Genomic DNA, 17972 nt, shown 5'->3' with positions numbered 1-17972 from the left:
ACTGGCAAGCACTGCGCGAAAGTGTGTGGTCCAAGAGGTCCAGGAGGCTGGCCTCCTGGCGGGTCGAGGGCGGCGCCCTCGTGGGGTTTGGGGCGAAGCCCCAAGGTTTGGCTTTTGCTCTTGGGAGCTCGAGGGCAGAGCCCTCGATATCTTAACCCTCCCCAGAAAACTCTTTAGAATTCAATAAACTTCCCAATTCACGGATTTGACGAGGATCCCGACATGCGCAAATTGATCGCTATCCCCGCTCTGACCGCGCTGCTGGCCGCCCCTGCTGTCTATGCCGAAGGCCCCATGGCGGTGCCGGTGAAGAAGATGACTCTGGAGAGCGCCCAGGCCATCGCCATGAACACCATCAAGGCGTGCCGCGCCAAAGGGATTCAGATTGGCGTCACGGTGATGGATCGCGACGGCATCGTGCAGGCGCAACTGCGCGATACCGTGGCCCCGCCCATCACCCTGCCCATCTCCCAGGGCAAGGCGTATGCGGCGACCATGTTCCGTGTGCCCTCTTCGCAGTTGGTGGATCGCGCCAACACCGCCGTGGGTCGCGCGCCGGGGGTGATCATGTCGGCGGGCGCGGTGCCCATTGATGTGGGCGGCGAGTTCCTCGGCGCGGTGGGCGTCTCCGGCGCTCCCGGCGGCGATATCGACGAAGCCTGCGCCGCAGAAGGGCTGGCGCCGGTTAAGGAAGAGTTGGAAATGTCCATGATGTAAGCCACTGGACGGGGCCATCGTGATTTATCGGTGGCCCCGTTTTGGTTCTCTTTTTTGAATATTCTTCGCCTCTTTAGTCACGTAGACTTTCCCGCACACACTTTTGCTCTTTCCCCGCTTGCCGCTCTACTGCATTCGCCGTCCTGCGGACGACGGCCCCTGCGGGGCCTGCTCACCGCCGTTTCCCGTTTTCCCTCCGTGCCCGCTTCTTGCTCTCAGCTTCTCTTGCCACTTGGGAATGGCTCTCTCTTTGTTCAGCGGGAAACGGCTGAAAGATTGAAGATATTGGGGCTCTGCCCCAAACCCCGGTCGGGCTCTGCCCGACACCCGCAAGGGCGCCGCCCTTGACCCGCCAGGAGGCCAGCCTCCTGGACCTCATGGACCACACGCTTCGGCGCTCCGCCCGCCTGCCCTGCCAATGGCCGTCGCCCCCTCACCCGTTCGCGTAAAAAACCGTTTGACCTGTCTACTACCTACAGGTTGAGGATGCCGTTCAACGACGTCATACCGACGTTGCCAACACACGCAAAGGAGGCAATCATGTCCGCAACCGTCAATGTCGAACAGTGGGTGGCCATGTTCCAGCAGATCGGCCTGAACGAAGCGCAAATGCAGCAGTGGCACGAGATCTTCGAAGCCAACCACCCCGAAGCCCACGGCGCATTCCTGAACTGGCTCGGCATGCCGCAGGAGCAGATCACGCAGGTCCGTCAACACAGCGCGTCCAAGAACTGGTAACTGAGAATCGGGAGAGGTCGTCATGCACACCATCGGCAAACTGGCCAAGCGCTTCGGCCTCTCCCGCTCCACCCTGCTGCACTATGAGAAACTCGGCCTGCTCAACCCCGCAGGACGCTCCTCCGGGGACTACCGGCTGTATGATGATGTGGATGTGGCGCGCCTGGAGTTGATCGTCGCCCTGCGCGAGGCGGGGCTGTCCCTCAAACAGATTGGCGAGGTTGTCCATCAGGACGAGGACTCCACCCTGCGCGCGGCGCTGGAGGAGCGGCTGCGCAGCATCCATCAGCAGATCGGCGCACTGCGTCAGCAACAGAAGCGCGCCGCCGCCCTGTTGGCGCAACTGGGCGCGCATCCGGGCGAACGGGTGATCAATGTGGAGAGCTGGGTGTCATTCCTACGCGCCGCCGGGTTGGATGAGGCGGCCATGTGGACCTGGCATGCGGCGTTTGAGCGCGACGCCCCCGAAGCCCACGGCGACTTCCTCGCCTCTCTGGGCATCGACCCAAAGCGCGCCGAGGAGATCCGTCAGAGATCGCGGGCGCTCTTGCAACCCTCCCCTGGTGGGGATTCATGACAGTCGCGCACATTTGATTCACTCATATGGCAGCGATGGGCGGCGCAACAACGCCGCCCTCTTCAAGCATATGCGACTTCGCGTTGACTACGCCACGCAGATACCGTACTCCGGCAGCAATTCATGGATAATATGAAACCGGTGCGCCAAAAGCGCATCGTGGAACAGCTTCCAATGGGATGTCAGAATCTCTTGCTTCCACTTGTAGTAATCTTGCTCGCCGTTAGACATAAGCGGACTGCCGATGGCTTCATATTTCCATGCCTTACGACCATCGCCATGATAGGTCAGTTCAACTGCGTCAATGCCCTCAAAATAGTTGCCGCTGGCAAGTCTGTTCAGCCACACGGCATGACGCCCATCGGCGTCACGAGTGCGCGTATCCTCATGCAAAAACAGAGCGCGAATCGCATCCAAATTGCTCTGTGAAATCGGCTCGACCTCCGCTATTGGGTCGCCCGCCAAGAAGCGCGACATTGCTTTGTGCATGGCAATGACGGCTGACAGGAACAGATCGGTGTTGTCCCTTTCGATTTGCACGGAATTCCCGTCTATATCCTTCCGCGTATATTGCCACTTCAGATAAGGCAAGTCGGGATAGGAGAGCGCGGCGCCATGCCCCAAAGGAAGAGTCTCTTCAACAAATGTGCTAGTAATTTCGTCGACAGCGCCTTTAAAGAAATTGCTGAGGCGCTCCTTGAAACTTGTTGGCGGCTCATCATTTTCGCAGACAACATCAAAAATTTCGTTGTACTGATGGCTCACCCCCGCAAACTGTTGGTGCGAAAAGGTGTCGGCGTACACATGCATGGTTATGCCTAGCCGGTACAGCGCAAAGGGTTTATCCCGCTCCCGAATGCATTCAGCCACCATATCCCGCGCAACAGGACTATCGGGCTTGCAGACAATTTTCTCGAAAAACTTCAACTCAGACGCCTGCGATTTTTCCTGACCATCGTTTCCCGGCAGAAAATGGAAGGGAATCCATACCTGATGGTTCTTTAACTCCTTGAAGTTGCGATAGTCCATCATACGGTGCGCTGAGGCGTGGCGCTGAATCATCGCGCCATTGCCAAAATTGACTGCGCCAGAGCCTGTTGCGTCATCCACATACTGTGCGCTCTTGGCAATAATTTCAGCCTCCTGTGTAGAGAACTTCTTGCCCTGATAACTTGCCAAACGGGCCGCCACGTAGGTCACAGTATGATGAAAATCAATTTGCATAATCACCTCCATAGATATTCCAAAATATTATAAGGCTAAATGAATAATAATATATTAAATCAATCATTTCAATCTATTATCATTGCTTTTTGTGGTTTACGCCAAAAGTTTGATTTTTTACATCGTTTTTGTCGCCTGAAAAAAAACGCCGCCCGAGGCTTCGGGCGGCGTGAATTTAGGAGATACTACTGCGTTGTGAAATCGGGCTTACTGCACCGAGCCCTTGCCATAGCGCTTCTCGTACTCGGCTTTGATCTTCTTCAGCGCATCCTTGTTCATGCCGTTGAAGTACCAGTCGTGGCCGGGGTGGGTGAAGTGCTTCTTCACCAGTCTCTTGGCCTCTTCCTTACCGACGATGTGCTCCAGTTCAGGGATGAACTTGAAGTAGGTGTGCTGCGCCACTTCATACAGACCATGCCACCAGGCGTAGTCGGGACCCATCATGGCCGCGCCGTGACGCGCCACACGCCCTTCGTGGTGCCAAATCTCCCACCAGATCCACTCGATCTTGTCGTCGAAGGGGCTGGGGGTGATTTTGCCCATCTTCTTGAGCTCGCCCATAATCGCCTTGACCGGCTTGGCGAACTTCTCGTTGTAGAGCTCGACAAAGTCGTCCAACTGCTTGTAGTGGCCGGTGACGAACTTCTCGCCATGGCAGGCGTAGCAGACCGTCTCCATCATCTCGCGACGGTTCTCCCAGGTCAGCACTTCAATGACCTTGGCGCCGCGCGCCTGTGAACCCACCTTGGGCACCGGCTTGCCTTCGGGCACGTCGAACGACTTGCCGTTATCCAGACGCACCAGATTGATCTTGTTGGAGACCGGCGAACGCAGGTTCCAGGAGATCCGCTCGCCCACGTCGTGGGTCTTGGCCAAGCCCTGCGCTTCGCTCATGTGGCAGGTGGAGCAGGTCGGCGCGATGGGGTTGTCCACGCCCGCGACCCATTTGTCGGAATGCAGATTCAGTTTCGAAGGATCGGTCTCGGTCTGGGCGCGGTACAGAATGCCGTGCTTGGACTCGTTGTAGACCTCCAACTGCGGATGGTCGGGACCGATGTGGCACTTGCCGCAGGTGTCCGGGGTGCGGGCCTGGGCGCGCGAGAAGGTGTGGCGACCATGGCAGGCGGCGCAGGAGCCCCAGGAGCCGTCGGGGTTGATGCGGCCGATGCCGGTGTTGGGCCAGGTGTCCATGGTGGGACGGCCTTTGGCGTCGATCTCGACCTTGCCGCCGTGGCACTGACGACAGCCGACGACCACCGCAGCCGGACCGCCGATCACTTCGCCCAACAGGTTATCCAGCGAGTTGAGAATCTGGCCGGCGGTGGCGTGGTGGGAGCGCTGCTGCTCTTTCACCTCAGTGGGGTGGCAGCGCGCACAGTCCTTGGGCGTAACCAGAATGGAGATCAGTTGCCCTTTATGGGTAAAGGCGTCCGGATCGTTCTTCTGCGCCTGGTGACAATCCAGGCAGTTGATCCCGTTTTGACCGTGTTGCGACGCGTTCCACTCCTGCCACAGACCAAAGTTCTCCTTCATGTGACACTCGGCGCACTCCTTGCCCGCCGGGTTGCCCCAGTCCTTGCCGGGTTGCCCCTGCACCCGGGCGTCTGCTGGCGTTGATAGCAGCAGCGCCACGGCGCATACCATCAGGTATGCTCCTGCGATGATGAATCGTTTCATGTTCCCCTCTCCTCGTGTTTGAAACCGAATCAGAATGTATAGCCTGAAATATACATTTATGCACTGTAGTATGTCCATAGCTTGCTAACCAACCTATGGGATTGCAAGCGAAATAATCATTCAGCAAAAAATATAGGCACGCCTTGATCTGGATCAATGCGGGTTGAAAAAATATGGCGCTGGAGCGCGGCGCTGAAGGCGAGCGGCGCCGAGGATCGAATATCTATTGTATTATCAATAATAATGTGAGGATTTCCCACGCCGACCGCATGGGCGATACTGGCCGTCAGATCCCTTTTCAGGAGACGCACAACATGATCCATCACTATGTGTTTTGGGAGATTCAGGGCGAAGGTGAGGAGAAGATCGCCAATGTGCGGACCATCAAGCACGCACTGGAGAGTATGGGTCATATCCCCGGCGTGCTGTCGCTGGAGGTGTCCCTCAACGCCAAAGTGGACGCGCTCTCCAAAGAGATCGACCTGATGCTGTACACCACCCATGTGGACTGGGCGGACCTGGAGGCGTACCAGGCCCACTCAGAACACAAGAAGGTGATTGAGATCGTGCGCCCGCGGCGCAAAAACCGCTGGGCGGTGGACTATGAGACGTGATTGTTGATGGCGTAGCCATACAGCGCGCCGATGGGCAGATGCAGCGCGCCCTGGGCGTCGGCCAGTGCGCCGACCTCGGCCAGATGCTCGGCCTTGAAGCGTTCCAGCGCGTCCGGCGCCAACTGCGCCGCCAGTCCGCGATAGCCCGCATACCACACAATCTCCCACCAGTGGTCCGAGTGCTCCAGGCTGTAACTCACATCGCGCAGGTGCGCCTGGGGCTGATTCAAGCCCGCCTCCGCCAGCAGCGCGGTCACCTTGTCCGCATCGTCCACCCTCCGCCAGGTCATGGGCGGAATGGCGATGCCGTACTGTTCGATGCGGGTCATGAACAGATCGGCCATGGGATGGAACAGGTCCGGCTGGAAGCTGCTGAAGCAGAGCCGCCCGCCCGGTTTCAGCACGCGCGCCGCCCCGCGCAACAACCCCGCCATATCCTCCACGAAGAAGACGCCGAAGGCGCAGGTGATGGCGTCGAAGTGGTCATCGGGAAAGCTGAGCGCGGTCATGTCCATGGCTTCGAAGCGCGCGTTGCGTATGCCGAGGGCTTCGGCTTTGGCTTGCGCCTGGGCCAGCATGCCGTCGGAGAGGTCGATGCCCACCACTTCGCCCTCGGGCAGGCGTTTGGCCAGCTCCAACGCCAGGGCGCCAGTACCAGTGGCCAGATCCAGCACGCGGGCGTGAGGCGGCAGGTCGATAATGTCGGCGTGGTGGCAGGCGCTGTGGTGGAAGAAGCGCAATGCGGGGCGGTCGTAGCCTGCGCTTGCGGCGTTAAAGCCTTTGCGCAACATCTCTTTACGCGCTTGATCGTCCATTCAATCAATCCTTTTCAGGCAATGCGAAAACAAAACTGCACAAAACGGCCAATGTTTGCGGGAAACAGTCTGAGCTAGCGTTATCTCATGGGCCGCCGACTGGTCGGCGGCGGGGCCTGGGGGCCGCGCCCCCAGCGGGTGTGGGCAGTGCCCACGGTTTGGTTGTTGGGAGCTCGAGGGCAGAGCCCTCGATATCTTCCAGCACCCCTATCTTCACTTTTGCATGCTAGAGACTATAAATTGATCAATGGCGCAGGAAATTCACCAGCCAGCGCGCCACGACGGCATTGTCCGGCTCCATCTCCAGGGAGTCCTGCGCCTGCCGCTTCACCTCGACGGGCAAGCCCCCCTCTACCCGGGCGTCATACAGGTCGAGAATGTCGCCGCTATAGGCCCGGGGATATTCAGGGTGGCCCTGGAAGGTGAGAATATGATCCCCCACCGTGACGACCCCCGCCGGGCAGTGATCATTGCCCCCCACAACCTCCGCCTCCGGGGGCAGACGCACAGCCTGATCCCGATGGGAGTGCCCCAGATGGATCGCATCCAACTCCGGGATCATCCACGCCCGACGCTGCGTCACTTCGATGCGCTTAATTCCCATGCCCCAGCCGGTCGGGGCCTGACCGACGCAGCCGCCCAACGCCTGGGCGATGAGTTGATGGCCGAAGCAGATGCCGATCAGCTTGCGCTTGGACTCATGGAGTTGGCGAATGAACGCCTGGGTCTGCAGCATCCAGGGCAGGTTTTCATATACCGAATTGTCCGAGCCGCAGATCAAATAGGCGTCCGCCGATTCCACCGAAGGGGGAAATTCGCCATCCTGGAGCCGGTACGGGGTGAAGCGAATCGTCTCATCCTCGCCCGCAAACAGGTTCCTGAACAGAGTAGGATAGTCTCCATGCTTGCGCGCCAAAACGTCCGGGGCGTAGCCCGCCTCCAGATAACCAATCTCCATTTCAGCCGCTCCCGATTCCGCTGATTCAGGCCGTCATCCCGCCAACTCCAAGCCGCCTATCCTTACCCCTGCTCAGACGCCTGCCGTATCCAGCATCTCCACATAGTGTTGCGCCACACCGGTCAAACCGATGCGCTTGTAGAAGCGGTGCGCGCCGGATCGTTGCAAGCCGCAATCCAGATGCAACTGGCCACACGCCGCCTCCCGCGCCAATCGACGCAGTTCGTTCATCAGCGCGCGGCCGACGCCTTCGCCACGCGACTCCGACGCCACCGCCAGATCATCCACGTAGAGATGTCGCCCCCACGCCAGATTGCGCCCCAGGCGATACCCGGCCACGCCGAGAATGGTCTCACCCGCGCGCGCCAGCAACAGGCGATAGCCCTGCTCTTGCATCAATTGGCGGCAGGTGGCGACAAACTCGGACGCCTCCAACTCCGGGCGCAACTGGCGCATCAGAGGAAAACAGGCGGCGATTTGCCCCTCATCCTGCGCCAACGTGACAGTGACGGATTCTCTCATCTTACTGCAACCCTGCCAAAAACGCGGAGACCAACGCGGCGACCAGCAGCAGCAGCACAATTTTCACCACGCCCAACCAGCAGGGCTCCTCCACGCACACCCGGGGCGCGCCTTGGGCGGTCCCGTCGCTGCGTTCGGCGGCGATCAGTTTTTCCAATATTTCCAGAGTGGTGAATGTGTGGCTGCTATGGCTCATGGCGCCGCCTCCATCAATAAGAATTTCGAATGGTTCTTATGCTAGGCGATCAGCGAGATGCGAAACAGCCGCACAAAACAGAAATTTTCACCAGTACAGATTATTCTTGACGCTCCGCAAAATGGCGGAGAACCTATCCTTTCAGCAACGCAAAGCAGCGTGTCAGACGCCATCAGACCGGCAGAACAGAGACAGATTATGGACATTTCGACCAATACAGATTTGGACCGCGACGCCACGCCGCGCTATCGCCAACTGGCCGATCACATTCTGGCGGGCATCGATGACGGAACCTATGCCCCCGGCGACAAGCTCCCCTCGGTGCGCAGGCTGCAACGCCGCTTGAACCTCAGCGCCGCCACCGTCACCAGCGCCTATCTCACCTTGGAGCGCGAAGGCGTGGTGGAGGCGCGACCACGCTCGGGCTACTTCGTGGCGCGGCTGGAGGCCAAGAGCAAACCACCGCGCCGCGAAACGCTGCCCACCACCCCGTCACGCATCGCCATCAGCCCCATGGCGCGCACGGTGGAAGCCAGCGCGCTGGATAACCGGCTGGCCCCGTTGGGCGCGGCGGTGTTGGACAGCAGCTTTCTGCCCATTGAACAGATGGCCAAAAACACCCGCCTGCTGGCGCGCACCGAGATGGCCGACGCCCTCTCCTACGGCCCGCCCAACGGCGCGCGGCGTCTGCGCCGGGAGTTGGCGCGCAGCCAATGGGGCTTCCCCGACCCGCCGGGCATGGAGGAGATCATCCTCACCAACGGCTGCATGGAGGCGGTGAGCCTCTGCCTGCGCGCCACCACCCGTCCGGGGGATGCGGTGGCGGTGGAGTCGCCGGTGTTCTTCGGCTTTCTGCAGATGATCGAGAACCTCGGCCTCTACGCCATGGAGGTTCCCACCGATCCGGTCACCGGCATGGATCCTGACGGCCTTGCCCGCGTGCTGCAGGATGATCGCGTGCGCGCCGTGCTCACCATCCCCTCGTTCCAGAACCCCACCGGCGCCTTGATGCCCATCGAGAACCGCCAGCGCATCTGCCAGATGGTCACCAAACGCCGCATTCCCCTCATCGAGGACAATATCTACGGCGACCTGCACTATGGCGAAACCCGTCTGCCCCCCATCAAACATTGGGATCGCGACGGCTGGGTACTCTATTGCTCCTCCTTCTCCAAAACCGTTGGCCCCGGTCTGCGCGTGGGCGTCACCATCCCCGGTCCCCGTTTCGCCGAGCGCGTTACCGCGTTGAAGATGGGCAGCACCCTCACCTCCGCCCAATTCACCCAACTCGCCCTGGCCAATTTTCTCGAAGATGGCGGCTATCAGCGCCATCTGCGCAAACTGCGCGTCGCCCTGCAGGAGAACATGCGTCAGCTCCGCCAGAGCATCGCCCGGCACTTTCCCCAAGGGGTGCGTATGACCGATCCCAAAGGGGGATTCATTCTGTGGGTGGAGTTGCCCGCCGGGGGCGATGGGGTGTCGCTCTACGAAGCTGCGGTGGGCGAAGGCATCGCCATTGTGCCCGGCAGCGTCTGCTCCCCCTCCGGCAGTTGGCGGCGCTGCATTCGAGTCAGCGCCGGATCGCCCTGGAGTGAACGGTTGGAAAACGCCGTGGCGCGTTTGGGGGAGCTGGCTCGGGGGGGATGATAGGATGAAATTTTGTGAGAATTGCTTGGGGAAGATGAAAGATATTGGGGCCTCGCCCCAAACCCCATGAGGGCTCCGCCCTCAACCCGCACGGGCTCTGCCCGTGACCCGGCAGGGCTTTGCCCTGCACCCACGAGGGCTCTGCCCTCGACCCGCCAGGGAAATGATTTCCCTGGACCCTCGTTCCCCCAGCCTCCTGCCCCCTTGCGGCTTCCGAGCAAGTTTGTGGGGTTCGTGCTTCTATTCCAGCTAGGACCCTTTTTTCTTCTTCTGGTAACTCTTGCGCTGGAACAGGTCGGACTTTCTCGACACCAGCCGATCAATGAACAGCCTGCCATCCAGATGGTCCATCTCGTGCTGCACCGCGCGCGCCTCGAAGCCCTCAAACTTCACCACATGCTCCGAGCCGTCGCGCTCCTGATACTGCACCGTGCAGGTCACCGCGCGCATCACGTTGCCGGTATAGTCCGGCAGCGACATGCACCCCTCCCGCGCCGTCTCCATGCCGTCCCACTCCAGAATCTCCGGGTTGCACATCACCATGCGCCCATGGTGATCCGGCGGCGGCTTGCGCAGCAGCCCCATATCCACCACCGCCGCGCGAATGGGATTATCCACCTGGGGCGCCGCCAACCCGCAACTGCCCGGCCCCGCCTCCATGGTTTCGATCAGATCATCGATGAATTGCTGAAATGCGGGATCGGCGAAATCGGTGACGTCTGCGCAGTCGCGGCGCAGGCGCTCGTCGGGATAAATGAGGATGTCGAGAACGGCCATGGGGAATGATCCTGTTGCGGCAGGGCAAAAACCCGTCCATTGTGCCAGTTTGCGCAGAAGGATTCGACAACAAAATAAAATCAAATTGCTTTTTACCCTGACGCAATGATCTGTCCGCTGAAAGTTCATCAAACGACGATGAGCGCGCAACAGGCAGAGCCAGCACAGGCAGGCAAGCACTGCGCGAAAGTGTGTGGTCCAAGAGGTCCAGGAGGCTGGCCTCCTGGTGGGTCCAGGGCAAAGCCCTGGCCGGGTCTGGGCCGGCGGCCCAGCATCTCAACGCTTCACAACACAACCTTCCCAATCGCAGAAAACGGACATCGCGTGCAAACCTATCTCCAACCCATCGCCACTGGCCTGGCTACACTGATCACCATTTGGGCGTTTTCCACCTATATATTGAAGATTGTGGGGGGGAAGACGATTCCGCATGTGTTTTCGTGGGTGGTGTGGGGGGTGACCACGTCGATTGTGTTTGTGGCCATGGTGAGCGCGGGCGGCGGCATGGGGGCGTGGCCGGTGGGGTTGTCGGGGGCGATGACGCTGGGGGTGGCGTGGCTGTCGTTCAAGCGGCGCGGCGACATCACCATTACGCGGCTGGACTGGGCGTTCTTTCTGGCGGCGTTGGGGTCGATTCCGCTGTGGCTGGCGACGCACGATCCGCTGTGGGCGGTGGTGTTGCTGACCACGGTGGACATTCTGGGCTTTGGCCCGACCATCCGCAAAGCCTACGACAGTCCGTTTGAGGAGACGCCGAGCTTCTATCTGATCTACGCGGTGCGCAACGGGTTGGTGCTGTATGCGTTGGAGGAGCGCAATCTGGCGGGGACGCTGTTCCCGGCGGCCATCGGCATCGCCTGCGCGGCGTTGGCGCTGCTGATTGTGTGGCGACGGCGGGTCATCGGCTCTATTCCAGCACAGTAAAAAACCACCAATTTGCACCCAACTGCGTGCAACTCTCCACCGGTATGCCGCCTGTGATCTCTGTGATCTCTGCGCCACAGTGGGTGAGCGGGGGATTGGCGTAGTGATAATTATGGAACCCAGCCAATTTTCTCTCAGCAACGAACCAAATTTGTTCCGGGTCCTTGCGCAGCGGCCCAACGGTCTCAACACCGACTTCACGCATTTTCCCCACATACTGAGTAAGACGCGCCTCACCCAACTCCGTGCTGGAACGGCTGCTCCATGGCTTATCCCCTGAGGAGTCGAGGAAAACCCAGCAACAGTTCGCGTTCTCCCCATTGGGCTGTGATCTTGTTTGATGGATATCCCGTTGCGCCATCTCTGCCAACGCCATCAAAGTCGGCTGTTTGTCTGCAAATGCGTGAAGATATTACGCCTCTGGCCAAAGAAAGAGATATTTGCCTGAAAACCAAAACAGGCCAAGGAGGAACGCTATCCAAACGGGATGCCTTTTGATGAACCTCTGAACAAGCATGTGAAACCTATCTTTTCATATTGATATTTAGAAACACCCCCGGATGCGCTACTCCGGGGGTGTTTAGAAAATTACTGGCCGAGTCGCCTCCTCCGAGCAACCTCTTGGCCATAGCGGATGCCCTCGATCACCTGCTTGCAGTCATCATCGGGCTCTCCATAACAGCTCTCAGGATTTTGGTCCCAGGGCCTGCCTGAACTATTGGGATACCACCCCTTGCCACGCACCAAGTCCATAGCCCCCTGGAACACACCACCTGCTCTCAAACACGTCGCCGGGGCATAACCGGCAGCAACGCATGTCGCTCCATAATTTATGTTACCCGCTCGCTCTCGTTGCGCCCAAGAGTGATTTTTTGGATCACTGTTCTTAAAATCCCATTCTCCGTTATCCCGCACATTGTTGATCCAACTCAGATCACTACCTTGACGTGTTGTTTCCATATTCTGGTCCACGGAATCCCACCCATAAACAGGTGGATTCTGCAAATCCGGTAGCTGATTATAGCGCTCATGCGGCCTCGCCAACCCAATTTGCTGGAACAATTGTGGAGGTGACTGCTGCCCCGGTTGAGGCGCCGGCTGCTGTCTAGGCTGGGGCGCTTACTGATACATCTGAAAAGGGCGCGGAGTTGACGGTTGCGCCGGTTGAGGCGCCTGTTGATACGCAGGATTCTGCGTCGGCTGAGGCTCGGGTTGAAATACTGGATTCCGCATAGGTTGATACGCCGGGTTCTGTACTGGCCGCTCTACGGCGTTTTGCGCTTGTTGATACACAGACTGTGACGCATAACGTTGCGCTGGTTGCTGCGCTTGCTGCTGCGCCATCCTCTCCTCTTCCTCCTTCTTCGCCATGGACTCGCGCATCCAGCCGCCGACGAGGTTTCTCCAATCTACGTTTCCCATACTCCTTCTCCTACCATTCTGTTTGGGTGGTGGCGATATCTCGCCAGAGCCCAAATTATATCATATTAATATAATACCATGTTGGTTTTTTGCTATACCCCGCGTTTTGCGCTCCCCCATTGCAACCATTCGGGGTACAATCCAAGCCCCCTCAGTATGCGAAAACCCGGAGCGTGCGGCGCAATCCAACGTCGCGCCGAACGTCGACGGAGTGTGCATGGTCCGCCTGCAAGTTCAGGGAATCCATTACGGTTTTGGCCGTCAGAAGGTGCTTAACGGGGTCGATTTGCAGGCCGCCGAAGGCGAATGCGTGGCCCTGTTCGGCGATAACGGCGCGGGCAAATCCACCCTGCTGTCGATCCTGGCCACCCGCTATAAACCCCATAAGGGCGCGTATCTGCTCAACGGAACCGACGTCCTCAAGCAGGGCGAGTACGCCCGTGAGAACCTGATCTTCATCGGCCACCACACCCATCTGTACGGCCATCTGTCGCCGATGGAGAACCTGCGCTTCTCCGCCGACCTGCGCGGTTTGCGCCCGTCGGACAAGGCGCTGCGCAAGATCATTGACGAGGTGGGACTGGGCCGCTTCGCCCATCGCCCGGCCAAAGGGTTTTCCGCCGGCATGCGCAAACGTCTGGCGCTGGGCCGCGCGCTGCTGTTCCACCCGGCGCTGCTGCTGCTGGACGAACCCTATTCAGCGCTGGATTCCAAAGGGGTGGCGTGGCTCAATCGGCTGCTGGCCAGCTATCTGGAGCACGGCGGCACGTTGATTCTGGCCAGCCACGACCCCGAACGGGTGGCGGCGCTGCCCAACCGCGCAGTGCGCATGACCGGCGGCAAACTGATTGCCGAGAGCAAACACGCCGACGATCCGGTGGAGGAGACCCAACCGTGCTAAGAGCCGCCTACCGCATCGCCTGGAAGGACGTGGTGGGGGATCTGCGCCGCCGCGCCACGCTGTCGTCGATGCTGTTCTTTTCGTTATCCGTGCTGGTGATCTTCCAGGCGGGCCTTGAGCCCAACCGCAGCGAAGCGCTGAAATTGATGCCCGGGCTGCTGTGGATCACCCTGCTGTTCACCTCCCTGGTGGGGCTGGGTCGGGTGTTCCAGGCCGAAGAGGAGGATGGCGCGCTGGAGGGGCTGCTGCTCTCGCCCATGCCGCGCGGGGTGATCTTTCTGGGCAAATGGTTGGGCAATCTGGTCTTGACCGCGCTGGTGGCGCTGCTATTGTTGCCGCTCATGCTCATTCTATTGAACGTGGACGCCTGGGGCGCGCTGCACCTGATCATCGGCGTGGTGCTGCTGGGCATCCTCGGGCTTACCGGGTTGGGGGTGCTGCTGGCGGCCATGACCCAGGCGGCGCGCGCGCGCGAAACCCTATTGGCCCTGCTGCTGATTCCGCTGGTCTCGCCGCTGCTCATCGCCGCGGTGCAAGCCACCAACGGCGTTTTGGGTCTGACGACGGAAATCGCCGCGTGGATCCGTTTGATGCTGGTATTTGACGTCGTTTATTTAGCCATGGCGCCGTGGGCGTTCGGCTGGTTCGTGGAGGATTAAAGTGAACTTTCTGACTGCCCGCGTGGATCTGATACAGAGACTGCTGGGACTGGCGGCGCTGGGAACCCTGTTGATCGGCCTGGGGCTGGTCTTCACCGCCCCCGTTGATTTCCAGCAAGGGGACTCGGTGCGCATTCTGTACGCCCACGTCTCCTCAGCCAAAATGGCGCTGCTGTGCTATGTGGCGCTGACCATCTGCGCCATCGGCGTGTTGTGGAAGAAGTCCGAAGGCGCCGATGCGGCCATGGAGGCGTTGGCGGTGGTGGGGGCCTGCTTTACCGCCGTCACCCTGGTCACCGGGGCGATCTGGGGCAAACCCATGTGGGGCACCTGGTGGGCGTGGGACGCGCGCCTGACCTCCATGCTGGTGCTGCTGATCATCTATGTGGGCCTGGTGGCCCTGCGCAGCTCCCTGGACAACCCGCAAAAGGCCGCCAAGGCCACCGCCGTGCTGGCCATCATCGGCGCGGTGGATCTGCCCATCATCCACTTCTCGGTGGTGTGGTGGCGCACCCTGCACCAACCGGCCATGTTCAAGGGCAATGGCATGATCACCATGGCCCCGGAGATGCGTCTGCCCCTGGCGGTGATGGCCATCGCCTTCATCCTGATGGGCGCCTATATGACCTTGATCAAAACCCGCGCCATCCGCGCCCAGCGCCGTCTGGACGCGCTGGAGGACGAGGCCCTGGCGCTGGAGGCGGAGAGCGACCATGCATGAGATGCCCAGCTATATCCAATATGTGGTGGCGGTATACGCCATCGCCACCGTCGTTTATGGCGGCTTTACCCTGATGACCCAACGCCAGCTCAAGCGTCTGCAGCAGCGTCTGGCGGAAGAACAGGAGCGCGGCCATGGCCAGTAAGAATAAAAAGCCCCTGATGTTGGTGGCCACCGTGGTGGTGGTGGGCGGCGCCCTGTTGGCGCTGGTGTTCACCTCGTTTACCGATTCGCTGGTCTACTTCCACACTCCCACCGAGATCGCGCAGAAGCCGCAGTTGGCGGGCAAGAAGGTGCGCATTGGCGGCATGGTGCAGACCGGCACCCTGATGGAGACCCCGGGCACCATGAAGATCGCCTTTGAAGTCACCGATGGCGACAAGCGCCTGCAGGTGAAGTACGACGGCATCAAGCCGGATCTGTTCCGCGAGGGTCAGGGCGTGGTGGTGGAGGGGATTTATCGTCCGGGCCAGACCTTCGAGGCCGACACCATTCTGGCCAAGCACTCCGAGGACTACATGCCGGTGGAGATGTCCCAGGAGGGCATCGAAAACTCGCGTAAGAACATCTTGAAGTCCATGCAGTAAAATCCTCTTCGCATGGCGCGCAAGAGCCGCAGAGTTCGCAATATTTCAGGCGCGCGCGCGGAGATAAACTCACCGAGGTCCAGGAGGGCGTCCCTCCTGGCGGGTCCAGGGCGGCGCCCTGGCGGGTTGAGGGCAGAGCCCTCATGGGGTCTGGGGCAACGCCCCAGTCTCTTTCATCGTCAACAAAAGACCACGCCATCCATTCGGATGATGCGTTCTTCATACACTTGGTTGGAATCCATCCATGTTGATTGAAATCGGCCACTTTGCCGCCATTGTGGCGTTTGTCCTCACCTTCGTGCAGATCGCCGCGCCCATCGCCGGGGCCAAGCTGGAGCGCCCCGCGTGGATCCGCGTGGGCCGCCACGCCGCATTCCTGGTGTTCGGCCTGCTCACCGTCGCCAGTTTGTCGCTGGTCTACGCCTTTGTGGAGCACGACTTCTCGGTGCGCTACGTGGCCACCAACTCCTCGCGCAACACGCCGCTGATGTACCTGATCACCGGCATGTGGGGCGGCCATGAGGGCTCGCTGCTACTGTGGGGCTGGCTGCTCTCCATGTTCGTGGCGGTGGCGGCCTGGATTCACTGGCGCCCGCACCCGCGCTCCATCCCCTGGGTGCTGTCGATCCTCGGCGCGGTGGTGTGCGGCTTCCTGATGCTGGTGCTGTTCCTCTCCAGCCCGTTTGAGCGGTTGATTCCCGCCGCCCCTATGGGCCGCGATTTGAATCCCCTGCTGCAAGACCCCGGCATGGCGTTCCACCCGCCGTTCCTCTATCTGGGCTATGTGGGCTTTGCCGTGCCTTACGCCTTCGCCATGGCGGCGCTGATCACCGGCTCGTCGCGGGAGGAGTGGATTCTGGCCACCCGCCGCTGGACCCTGTTCGCCTGGGCCATGCTCACCACCGGCATCGTCTTCGGCGCCTACTGGGCCTACTATGAATTGGGCTGGGGCGGCTACTGGGCGTGGGATCCGGTGGAGAACGCCTCCTTCATGCCGTGGCTCACCGGCACCGCCTTCCTGCACTCCATCATGGTGCAGGAGCGTCGGCGCATGTTCAAAACCTGGAACCTGTTCCTCATCATCACCACCTTCGCGCTCTCCCTGCTGGGCACCTTCCTGGTGCGCTCGGGGGTGTTGTCGTCGGTGCACGCCTTCGCCTCCGACCCCGGACGCGGCGTGTTCATCCTCATCTTCATGGCGGTGATGCTGCTGTTCTCCTTCGGCCTGCTGGCGTTCCGCTCCGATCACCTCAAGAGCGACGTGCGCATGCAGGGTCTGTTGTGCAAGGAGAACGCATTCCTGTTCAATAACCTGTTCCTGCTGGTGGCCACCGTCACCGTGCTGCTGGGCACGCTGTTCCCGCTGGCGGTGGAGACCTTCACCGACGATAAGGTCACCGTCGGCCCCCCCTACTTCAACAAGGTGTTCATTCCGTTGATGCTGGGGCTGCTGTTCCTCATGGCCATTGGCCCGCTGATCGCCTGGCGTAAGGCCAATCAGCGCGATCTGAAGCACAACTTCATGATCCCCGGCGTGTTGGGCGCCATGGCCATCCCGGTGGGCTGGTTCATCGGCGTGGATCACCCTTACGGCCTGCTCACGGTGGGCCTGGGCGTATTCGTCTTCGCCACCCACTTCTGGGACGTCTATCGCGGGGTGATGGTGCGGGTGCGTCAGGGTCAGGGCAATCCGCTGCTGGCGCTGGGCAAGATGCTGCTGCGCAACCGCCGTCGTTATGGCGGCTTCATCGTGCATCTGGGCATTTTGGTGATGTGCGCGGGCTTTATCGGCACCGGTCTGTTCCAGACCGAAAAGACGGTGATGATGCGTCCGGGCGACTCCATGCAGGTGGGGCCGTGGACGTTGGATTTCAAATCCATTGGCAATGCGCGCGGCCCCAACTGGTCGGCGGAAGAGGCGCTCATCGAGGCCAAGAAGGGCGATTTGACCCTGATGTTGCATCCGCAGCAGCGCAAGTATGATCGTCACAGCATGACCACCACGGAAGCGGCCATCGAGAACTTCCTGTTTGAGGATCTGTATGTCATTCTCAACGACCCGGTGCCGGGCACGGACAAGTTTGCGATTCGCGCCTATCGCAACCCGTTGGTGGGGTGGATCTGGGCGGGGTCGTTGATCATGGCGTTTGGCGCCATTGTCTCCATGACCCAGGGGCGGAGATTGGCAAGAAAGACAAAAGCAGCCTAAAGCAGGCGCCCAAGCGCCGAGTGTTTGCGTGACACAGTCCGAGCTGGCGCTGACTATGGGCCGCCGACTGGTCGGCGGCGGGATTCT

At 60.3% G+C, this 17972-nt stretch carries 23 protein-coding genes; 12 read left to right on the top strand and 11 right to left on the bottom strand.

What is annotated here, in order from left to right; all coding sequences use genetic code 11:
• The first annotated feature begins 222 nt into the window (after positions 1-222).
• From MAIT1_RS13095 to MAIT1_RS13085, 3 genes are all read left to right on the top strand, one after another.
• Complete coding sequence (locus tag MAIT1_RS13095; protein ID WP_085442945.1) at positions 223-717, top strand: GlcG/HbpS family heme-binding protein; 495 nt, start codon at positions 223-225, stop codon at positions 715-717.
• 540 nt (positions 718-1257) lie between these two features.
• Positions 1258-1455: a MerR family transcriptional regulator gene (locus MAIT1_RS13090; protein ID WP_085442944.1), complete on the top strand. Its 198-nt coding sequence runs from the start codon at positions 1258-1260 to the stop codon at positions 1453-1455.
• A 22-nt stretch (positions 1456-1477) separates the two neighbouring features.
• On the top strand, positions 1478-2032 hold the full coding sequence (locus MAIT1_RS13085; RefSeq protein WP_085442943.1) for a MerR family transcriptional regulator: 555 nt from the start codon (positions 1478-1480) through the stop codon (positions 2030-2032).
• An 87-nt stretch (positions 2033-2119) separates the two neighbouring features.
• Here the strand turns inward: MAIT1_RS13085 and MAIT1_RS13080 are convergent, their stop codons facing one another.
• The 3 genes from MAIT1_RS13080 to MAIT1_RS21870 all read right to left on the bottom strand — a co-directional run bounded on the left by MAIT1_RS13080 (position 2120) and on the right by MAIT1_RS21870 (position 5244).
• On the bottom strand, positions 2120-3256 hold the full coding sequence (locus MAIT1_RS13080) for a DUF6765 family protein (protein WP_085445455.1): 1137 nt from the start codon (positions 3254-3256) through the stop codon (positions 2120-2122).
• A 207-nt stretch (positions 3257-3463) separates the two neighbouring features.
• Positions 3464-4933, bottom strand: coding sequence for a multiheme c-type cytochrome (locus MAIT1_RS13075; RefSeq protein WP_085442942.1), 1470 nt, complete (start codon positions 4931-4933; stop codon positions 3464-3466).
• Between the two features lie 116 nt (positions 4934-5049).
• A complete protein-coding gene (locus MAIT1_RS21870; RefSeq protein ID WP_158089488.1) occupies positions 5050-5244 on the bottom strand; it encodes a hypothetical protein in 195 nt (64 codons plus the stop codon).
• A 3-nt stretch (positions 5245-5247) separates the two neighbouring features.
• Here MAIT1_RS21870 and MAIT1_RS13070 point away from each other — a divergent pair, with 3 nt between their 5' ends.
• Entirely contained in the window at positions 5248-5547 is a 300-nt protein-coding gene (locus MAIT1_RS13070) for a Dabb family protein (RefSeq protein ID WP_158089487.1), read from the top strand.
• Here the strand turns inward: MAIT1_RS13070 and MAIT1_RS13065 are convergent.
• From MAIT1_RS13065 to MAIT1_RS13050, 4 genes are all read right to left on the bottom strand, one after another.
• On the bottom strand, positions 5535-6362 hold the full coding sequence (locus MAIT1_RS13065) for a class I SAM-dependent methyltransferase (protein WP_085442940.1): 828 nt from the start codon (positions 6360-6362) through the stop codon (positions 5535-5537). The genes MAIT1_RS13070 and MAIT1_RS13065 overlap by 13 nt on opposite strands.
• A 244-nt stretch (positions 6363-6606) precedes the next feature.
• A complete protein-coding gene (locus MAIT1_RS13060; protein WP_085442939.1) occupies positions 6607-7320 on the bottom strand; it encodes a glutamine amidotransferase-related protein in 714 nt (237 codons plus the stop codon).
• Between the two features lie 72 nt (positions 7321-7392).
• Positions 7393-7842 carry a GNAT family N-acetyltransferase gene (locus MAIT1_RS13055; RefSeq protein WP_085442938.1) on the bottom strand — a complete coding sequence of 150 codons (450 nt, stop codon included), beginning with the start codon at positions 7840-7842 and terminating at the stop codon, positions 7393-7395.
• Position 7843: 1 nt separating this feature from the next.
• Positions 7844-8038: a hypothetical protein gene (locus MAIT1_RS13050; protein ID WP_085442937.1), complete on the bottom strand. Its 195-nt coding sequence runs from the start codon at positions 8036-8038 to the stop codon at positions 7844-7846.
• Positions 8039-8236: 198 nt separating this feature from the next.
• On the opposite strand from MAIT1_RS13050, the gene MAIT1_RS13045 reads away from it, so the two are divergent.
• Positions 8237-9685, top strand: a complete 1449-nt coding sequence (locus MAIT1_RS13045; protein WP_158089486.1) for an aminotransferase-like domain-containing protein — start codon at positions 8237-8239, stop codon at positions 9683-9685.
• Positions 9686-9934: 249 nt separating this feature from the next.
• Here the strand turns inward: MAIT1_RS13045 and def are convergent, their stop codons facing one another.
• Positions 9935-10462 (bottom strand): peptide deformylase, encoded by a 528-nt coding sequence (def, locus tag MAIT1_RS13040; RefSeq protein ID WP_085442935.1) that lies wholly within the window; start codon positions 10460-10462, stop codon positions 9935-9937.
• A 324-nt stretch (positions 10463-10786) separates the two neighbouring features.
• On the opposite strand from def, the gene MAIT1_RS13035 reads away from it, so the two are divergent.
• Entirely contained in the window at positions 10787-11386 is a 600-nt protein-coding gene (locus MAIT1_RS13035) for a hypothetical protein (RefSeq protein ID WP_085442934.1), read from the top strand.
• Here the strand turns inward: MAIT1_RS13035 and MAIT1_RS13030 are convergent.
• The 3 genes from MAIT1_RS13030 to MAIT1_RS21865 all read right to left on the bottom strand — a co-directional run bounded on the left by MAIT1_RS13030 (position 11370) and on the right by MAIT1_RS21865 (position 12808).
• Complete coding sequence (locus MAIT1_RS13030; RefSeq protein ID WP_143814833.1) at positions 11370-11762, bottom strand: hypothetical protein; 393 nt, start codon at positions 11760-11762, stop codon at positions 11370-11372. The two genes, MAIT1_RS13035 and MAIT1_RS13030, sit on opposite strands and share 17 nt — an antisense overlap.
• A 212-nt stretch (positions 11763-11974) precedes the next feature.
• A complete protein-coding gene (locus tag MAIT1_RS22670; RefSeq protein WP_085442932.1) occupies positions 11975-12346 on the bottom strand; it encodes a polymorphic toxin type 44 domain-containing protein in 372 nt (123 codons plus the stop codon).
• Positions 12347-12505: 159 nt separating this feature from the next.
• The gene (locus MAIT1_RS21865; RefSeq protein ID WP_158089485.1) at positions 12506-12808 is read right to left on the bottom strand and encodes a hypothetical protein; all 303 of its coding nucleotides are present in this window, start codon (positions 12806-12808) and stop codon (positions 12506-12508) included.
• 217 nt (positions 12809-13025) lie between these two features.
• Here MAIT1_RS21865 and ccmA point away from each other — a divergent pair, with 217 nt between their 5' ends.
• The 6 genes from ccmA (at position 13026) to MAIT1_RS12995 (ending at position 17885) form a co-directional block, all read left to right on the top strand.
• Positions 13026-13709, top strand: coding sequence for a heme ABC exporter ATP-binding protein CcmA (gene ccmA, locus MAIT1_RS13015; protein ID WP_158089484.1), 684 nt, complete (start codon positions 13026-13028; stop codon positions 13707-13709).
• Entirely contained in the window at positions 13703-14368 is a 666-nt protein-coding gene (locus MAIT1_RS13010; protein ID WP_158089483.1) for a heme exporter protein CcmB, read from the top strand. Before ccmA ends, MAIT1_RS13010 begins: the two co-directional genes overlap by 7 nt.
• A gap of 1 nt (position 14369) precedes the next feature.
• Positions 14370-15089, top strand: coding sequence for a heme ABC transporter permease CcmC (ccmC, locus tag MAIT1_RS13005; RefSeq protein WP_158089482.1), 720 nt, complete (start codon positions 14370-14372; stop codon positions 15087-15089).
• Entirely contained in the window at positions 15082-15234 is a 153-nt protein-coding gene (locus MAIT1_RS21560) for a heme exporter protein CcmD (protein WP_143814831.1), read from the top strand. Before ccmC ends, MAIT1_RS21560 begins: the two co-directional genes overlap by 8 nt.
• The gene (gene ccmE, locus MAIT1_RS13000; protein WP_085442927.1) at positions 15224-15676 is read left to right on the top strand and encodes a cytochrome c maturation protein CcmE; all 453 of its coding nucleotides are present in this window, start codon (positions 15224-15226) and stop codon (positions 15674-15676) included. The genes MAIT1_RS21560 and ccmE overlap by 11 nt, the downstream gene beginning before the upstream one ends.
• Positions 15677-15920: 244 nt before the next feature.
• Positions 15921-17885, top strand: a complete 1965-nt coding sequence (locus MAIT1_RS12995) for a heme lyase CcmF/NrfE family subunit (RefSeq protein WP_085442926.1) — start codon at positions 15921-15923, stop codon at positions 17883-17885.
• Positions 17886-17972: the final 87 nt, after the last annotated feature.

Source organism: Magnetofaba australis IT-1 (genome assembly GCF_002109495.1).
GTDB classification, from domain to species: Bacteria; Pseudomonadota; Magnetococcia; order Magnetococcales; family Magnetococcaceae; genus Magnetofaba; species Magnetofaba australis.
Note: the sequence above shows the minus strand (reverse complement) of the source record. Positions and strands in the feature narration are given on the sequence as shown.

Excerpts from the sequence above, each read along its gene's own strand:
- ccmE (WP_085442927.1), top strand. The coding sequence starts at position 15,224 with ATGGCCAGTAAGAATAAAAAGCCCCTGATGTTGGTGGCCACCGTGGTG.
- MAIT1_RS13030 (WP_143814833.1), bottom strand. The coding sequence starts at position 11,762 with ATGGCGTTGGCAGAGATGGCGCAACGGGATATCCATCAAACAAGATCA.
- MAIT1_RS13060 (WP_085442939.1), bottom strand. The coding sequence starts at position 7,320 with ATGGAGATTGGTTATCTGGAGGCGGGCTACGCCCCGGACGTTTTGGCG.
- MAIT1_RS21560 (WP_143814831.1), top strand. The coding sequence starts at position 15,082 with ATGCATGAGATGCCCAGCTATATCCAATATGTGGTGGCGGTATACGCC.
- MAIT1_RS22670 (WP_085442932.1), bottom strand. The coding sequence starts at position 12,346 with ATGGAAACAACACGTCAAGGTAGTGATCTGAGTTGGATCAACAATGTG.
- MAIT1_RS13070 (WP_158089487.1), top strand. The coding sequence starts at position 5,248 with ATGATCCATCACTATGTGTTTTGGGAGATTCAGGGCGAAGGTGAGGAG.
- MAIT1_RS13050 (WP_085442937.1), bottom strand. The coding sequence starts at position 8,038 with ATGAGCCATAGCAGCCACACATTCACCACTCTGGAAATATTGGAAAAA.
- MAIT1_RS13055 (WP_085442938.1), bottom strand. The coding sequence starts at position 7,842 with ATGAGAGAATCCGTCACTGTCACGTTGGCGCAGGATGAGGGGCAAATC.
- MAIT1_RS21865 (WP_158089485.1), bottom strand. The coding sequence starts at position 12,808 with ATGGGAAACGTAGATTGGAGAAACCTCGTCGGCGGCTGGATGCGCGAG.
- MAIT1_RS13095 (WP_085442945.1), top strand. The coding sequence starts at position 223 with ATGCGCAAATTGATCGCTATCCCCGCTCTGACCGCGCTGCTGGCCGCC.
- MAIT1_RS13085 (WP_085442943.1), top strand. The coding sequence starts at position 1,478 with ATGCACACCATCGGCAAACTGGCCAAGCGCTTCGGCCTCTCCCGCTCC.
- MAIT1_RS13065 (WP_085442940.1), bottom strand. The coding sequence starts at position 6,362 with ATGGACGATCAAGCGCGTAAAGAGATGTTGCGCAAAGGCTTTAACGCC.
- MAIT1_RS13075 (WP_085442942.1), bottom strand. The coding sequence starts at position 4,933 with ATGAAACGATTCATCATCGCAGGAGCATACCTGATGGTATGCGCCGTG.
- MAIT1_RS13080 (WP_085445455.1), bottom strand. The coding sequence starts at position 3,256 with ATGCAAATTGATTTTCATCATACTGTGACCTACGTGGCGGCCCGTTTG.
- MAIT1_RS13045 (WP_158089486.1), top strand. The coding sequence starts at position 8,237 with ATGGACATTTCGACCAATACAGATTTGGACCGCGACGCCACGCCGCGC.
- MAIT1_RS12995 (WP_085442926.1), top strand. The coding sequence starts at position 15,921 with ATGTTGATTGAAATCGGCCACTTTGCCGCCATTGTGGCGTTTGTCCTC.
- ccmA (WP_158089484.1), top strand. The coding sequence starts at position 13,026 with ATGGTCCGCCTGCAAGTTCAGGGAATCCATTACGGTTTTGGCCGTCAG.
- MAIT1_RS13090 (WP_085442944.1), top strand. The coding sequence starts at position 1,258 with ATGTCCGCAACCGTCAATGTCGAACAGTGGGTGGCCATGTTCCAGCAG.
- def (WP_085442935.1), bottom strand. The coding sequence starts at position 10,462 with ATGGCCGTTCTCGACATCCTCATTTATCCCGACGAGCGCCTGCGCCGC.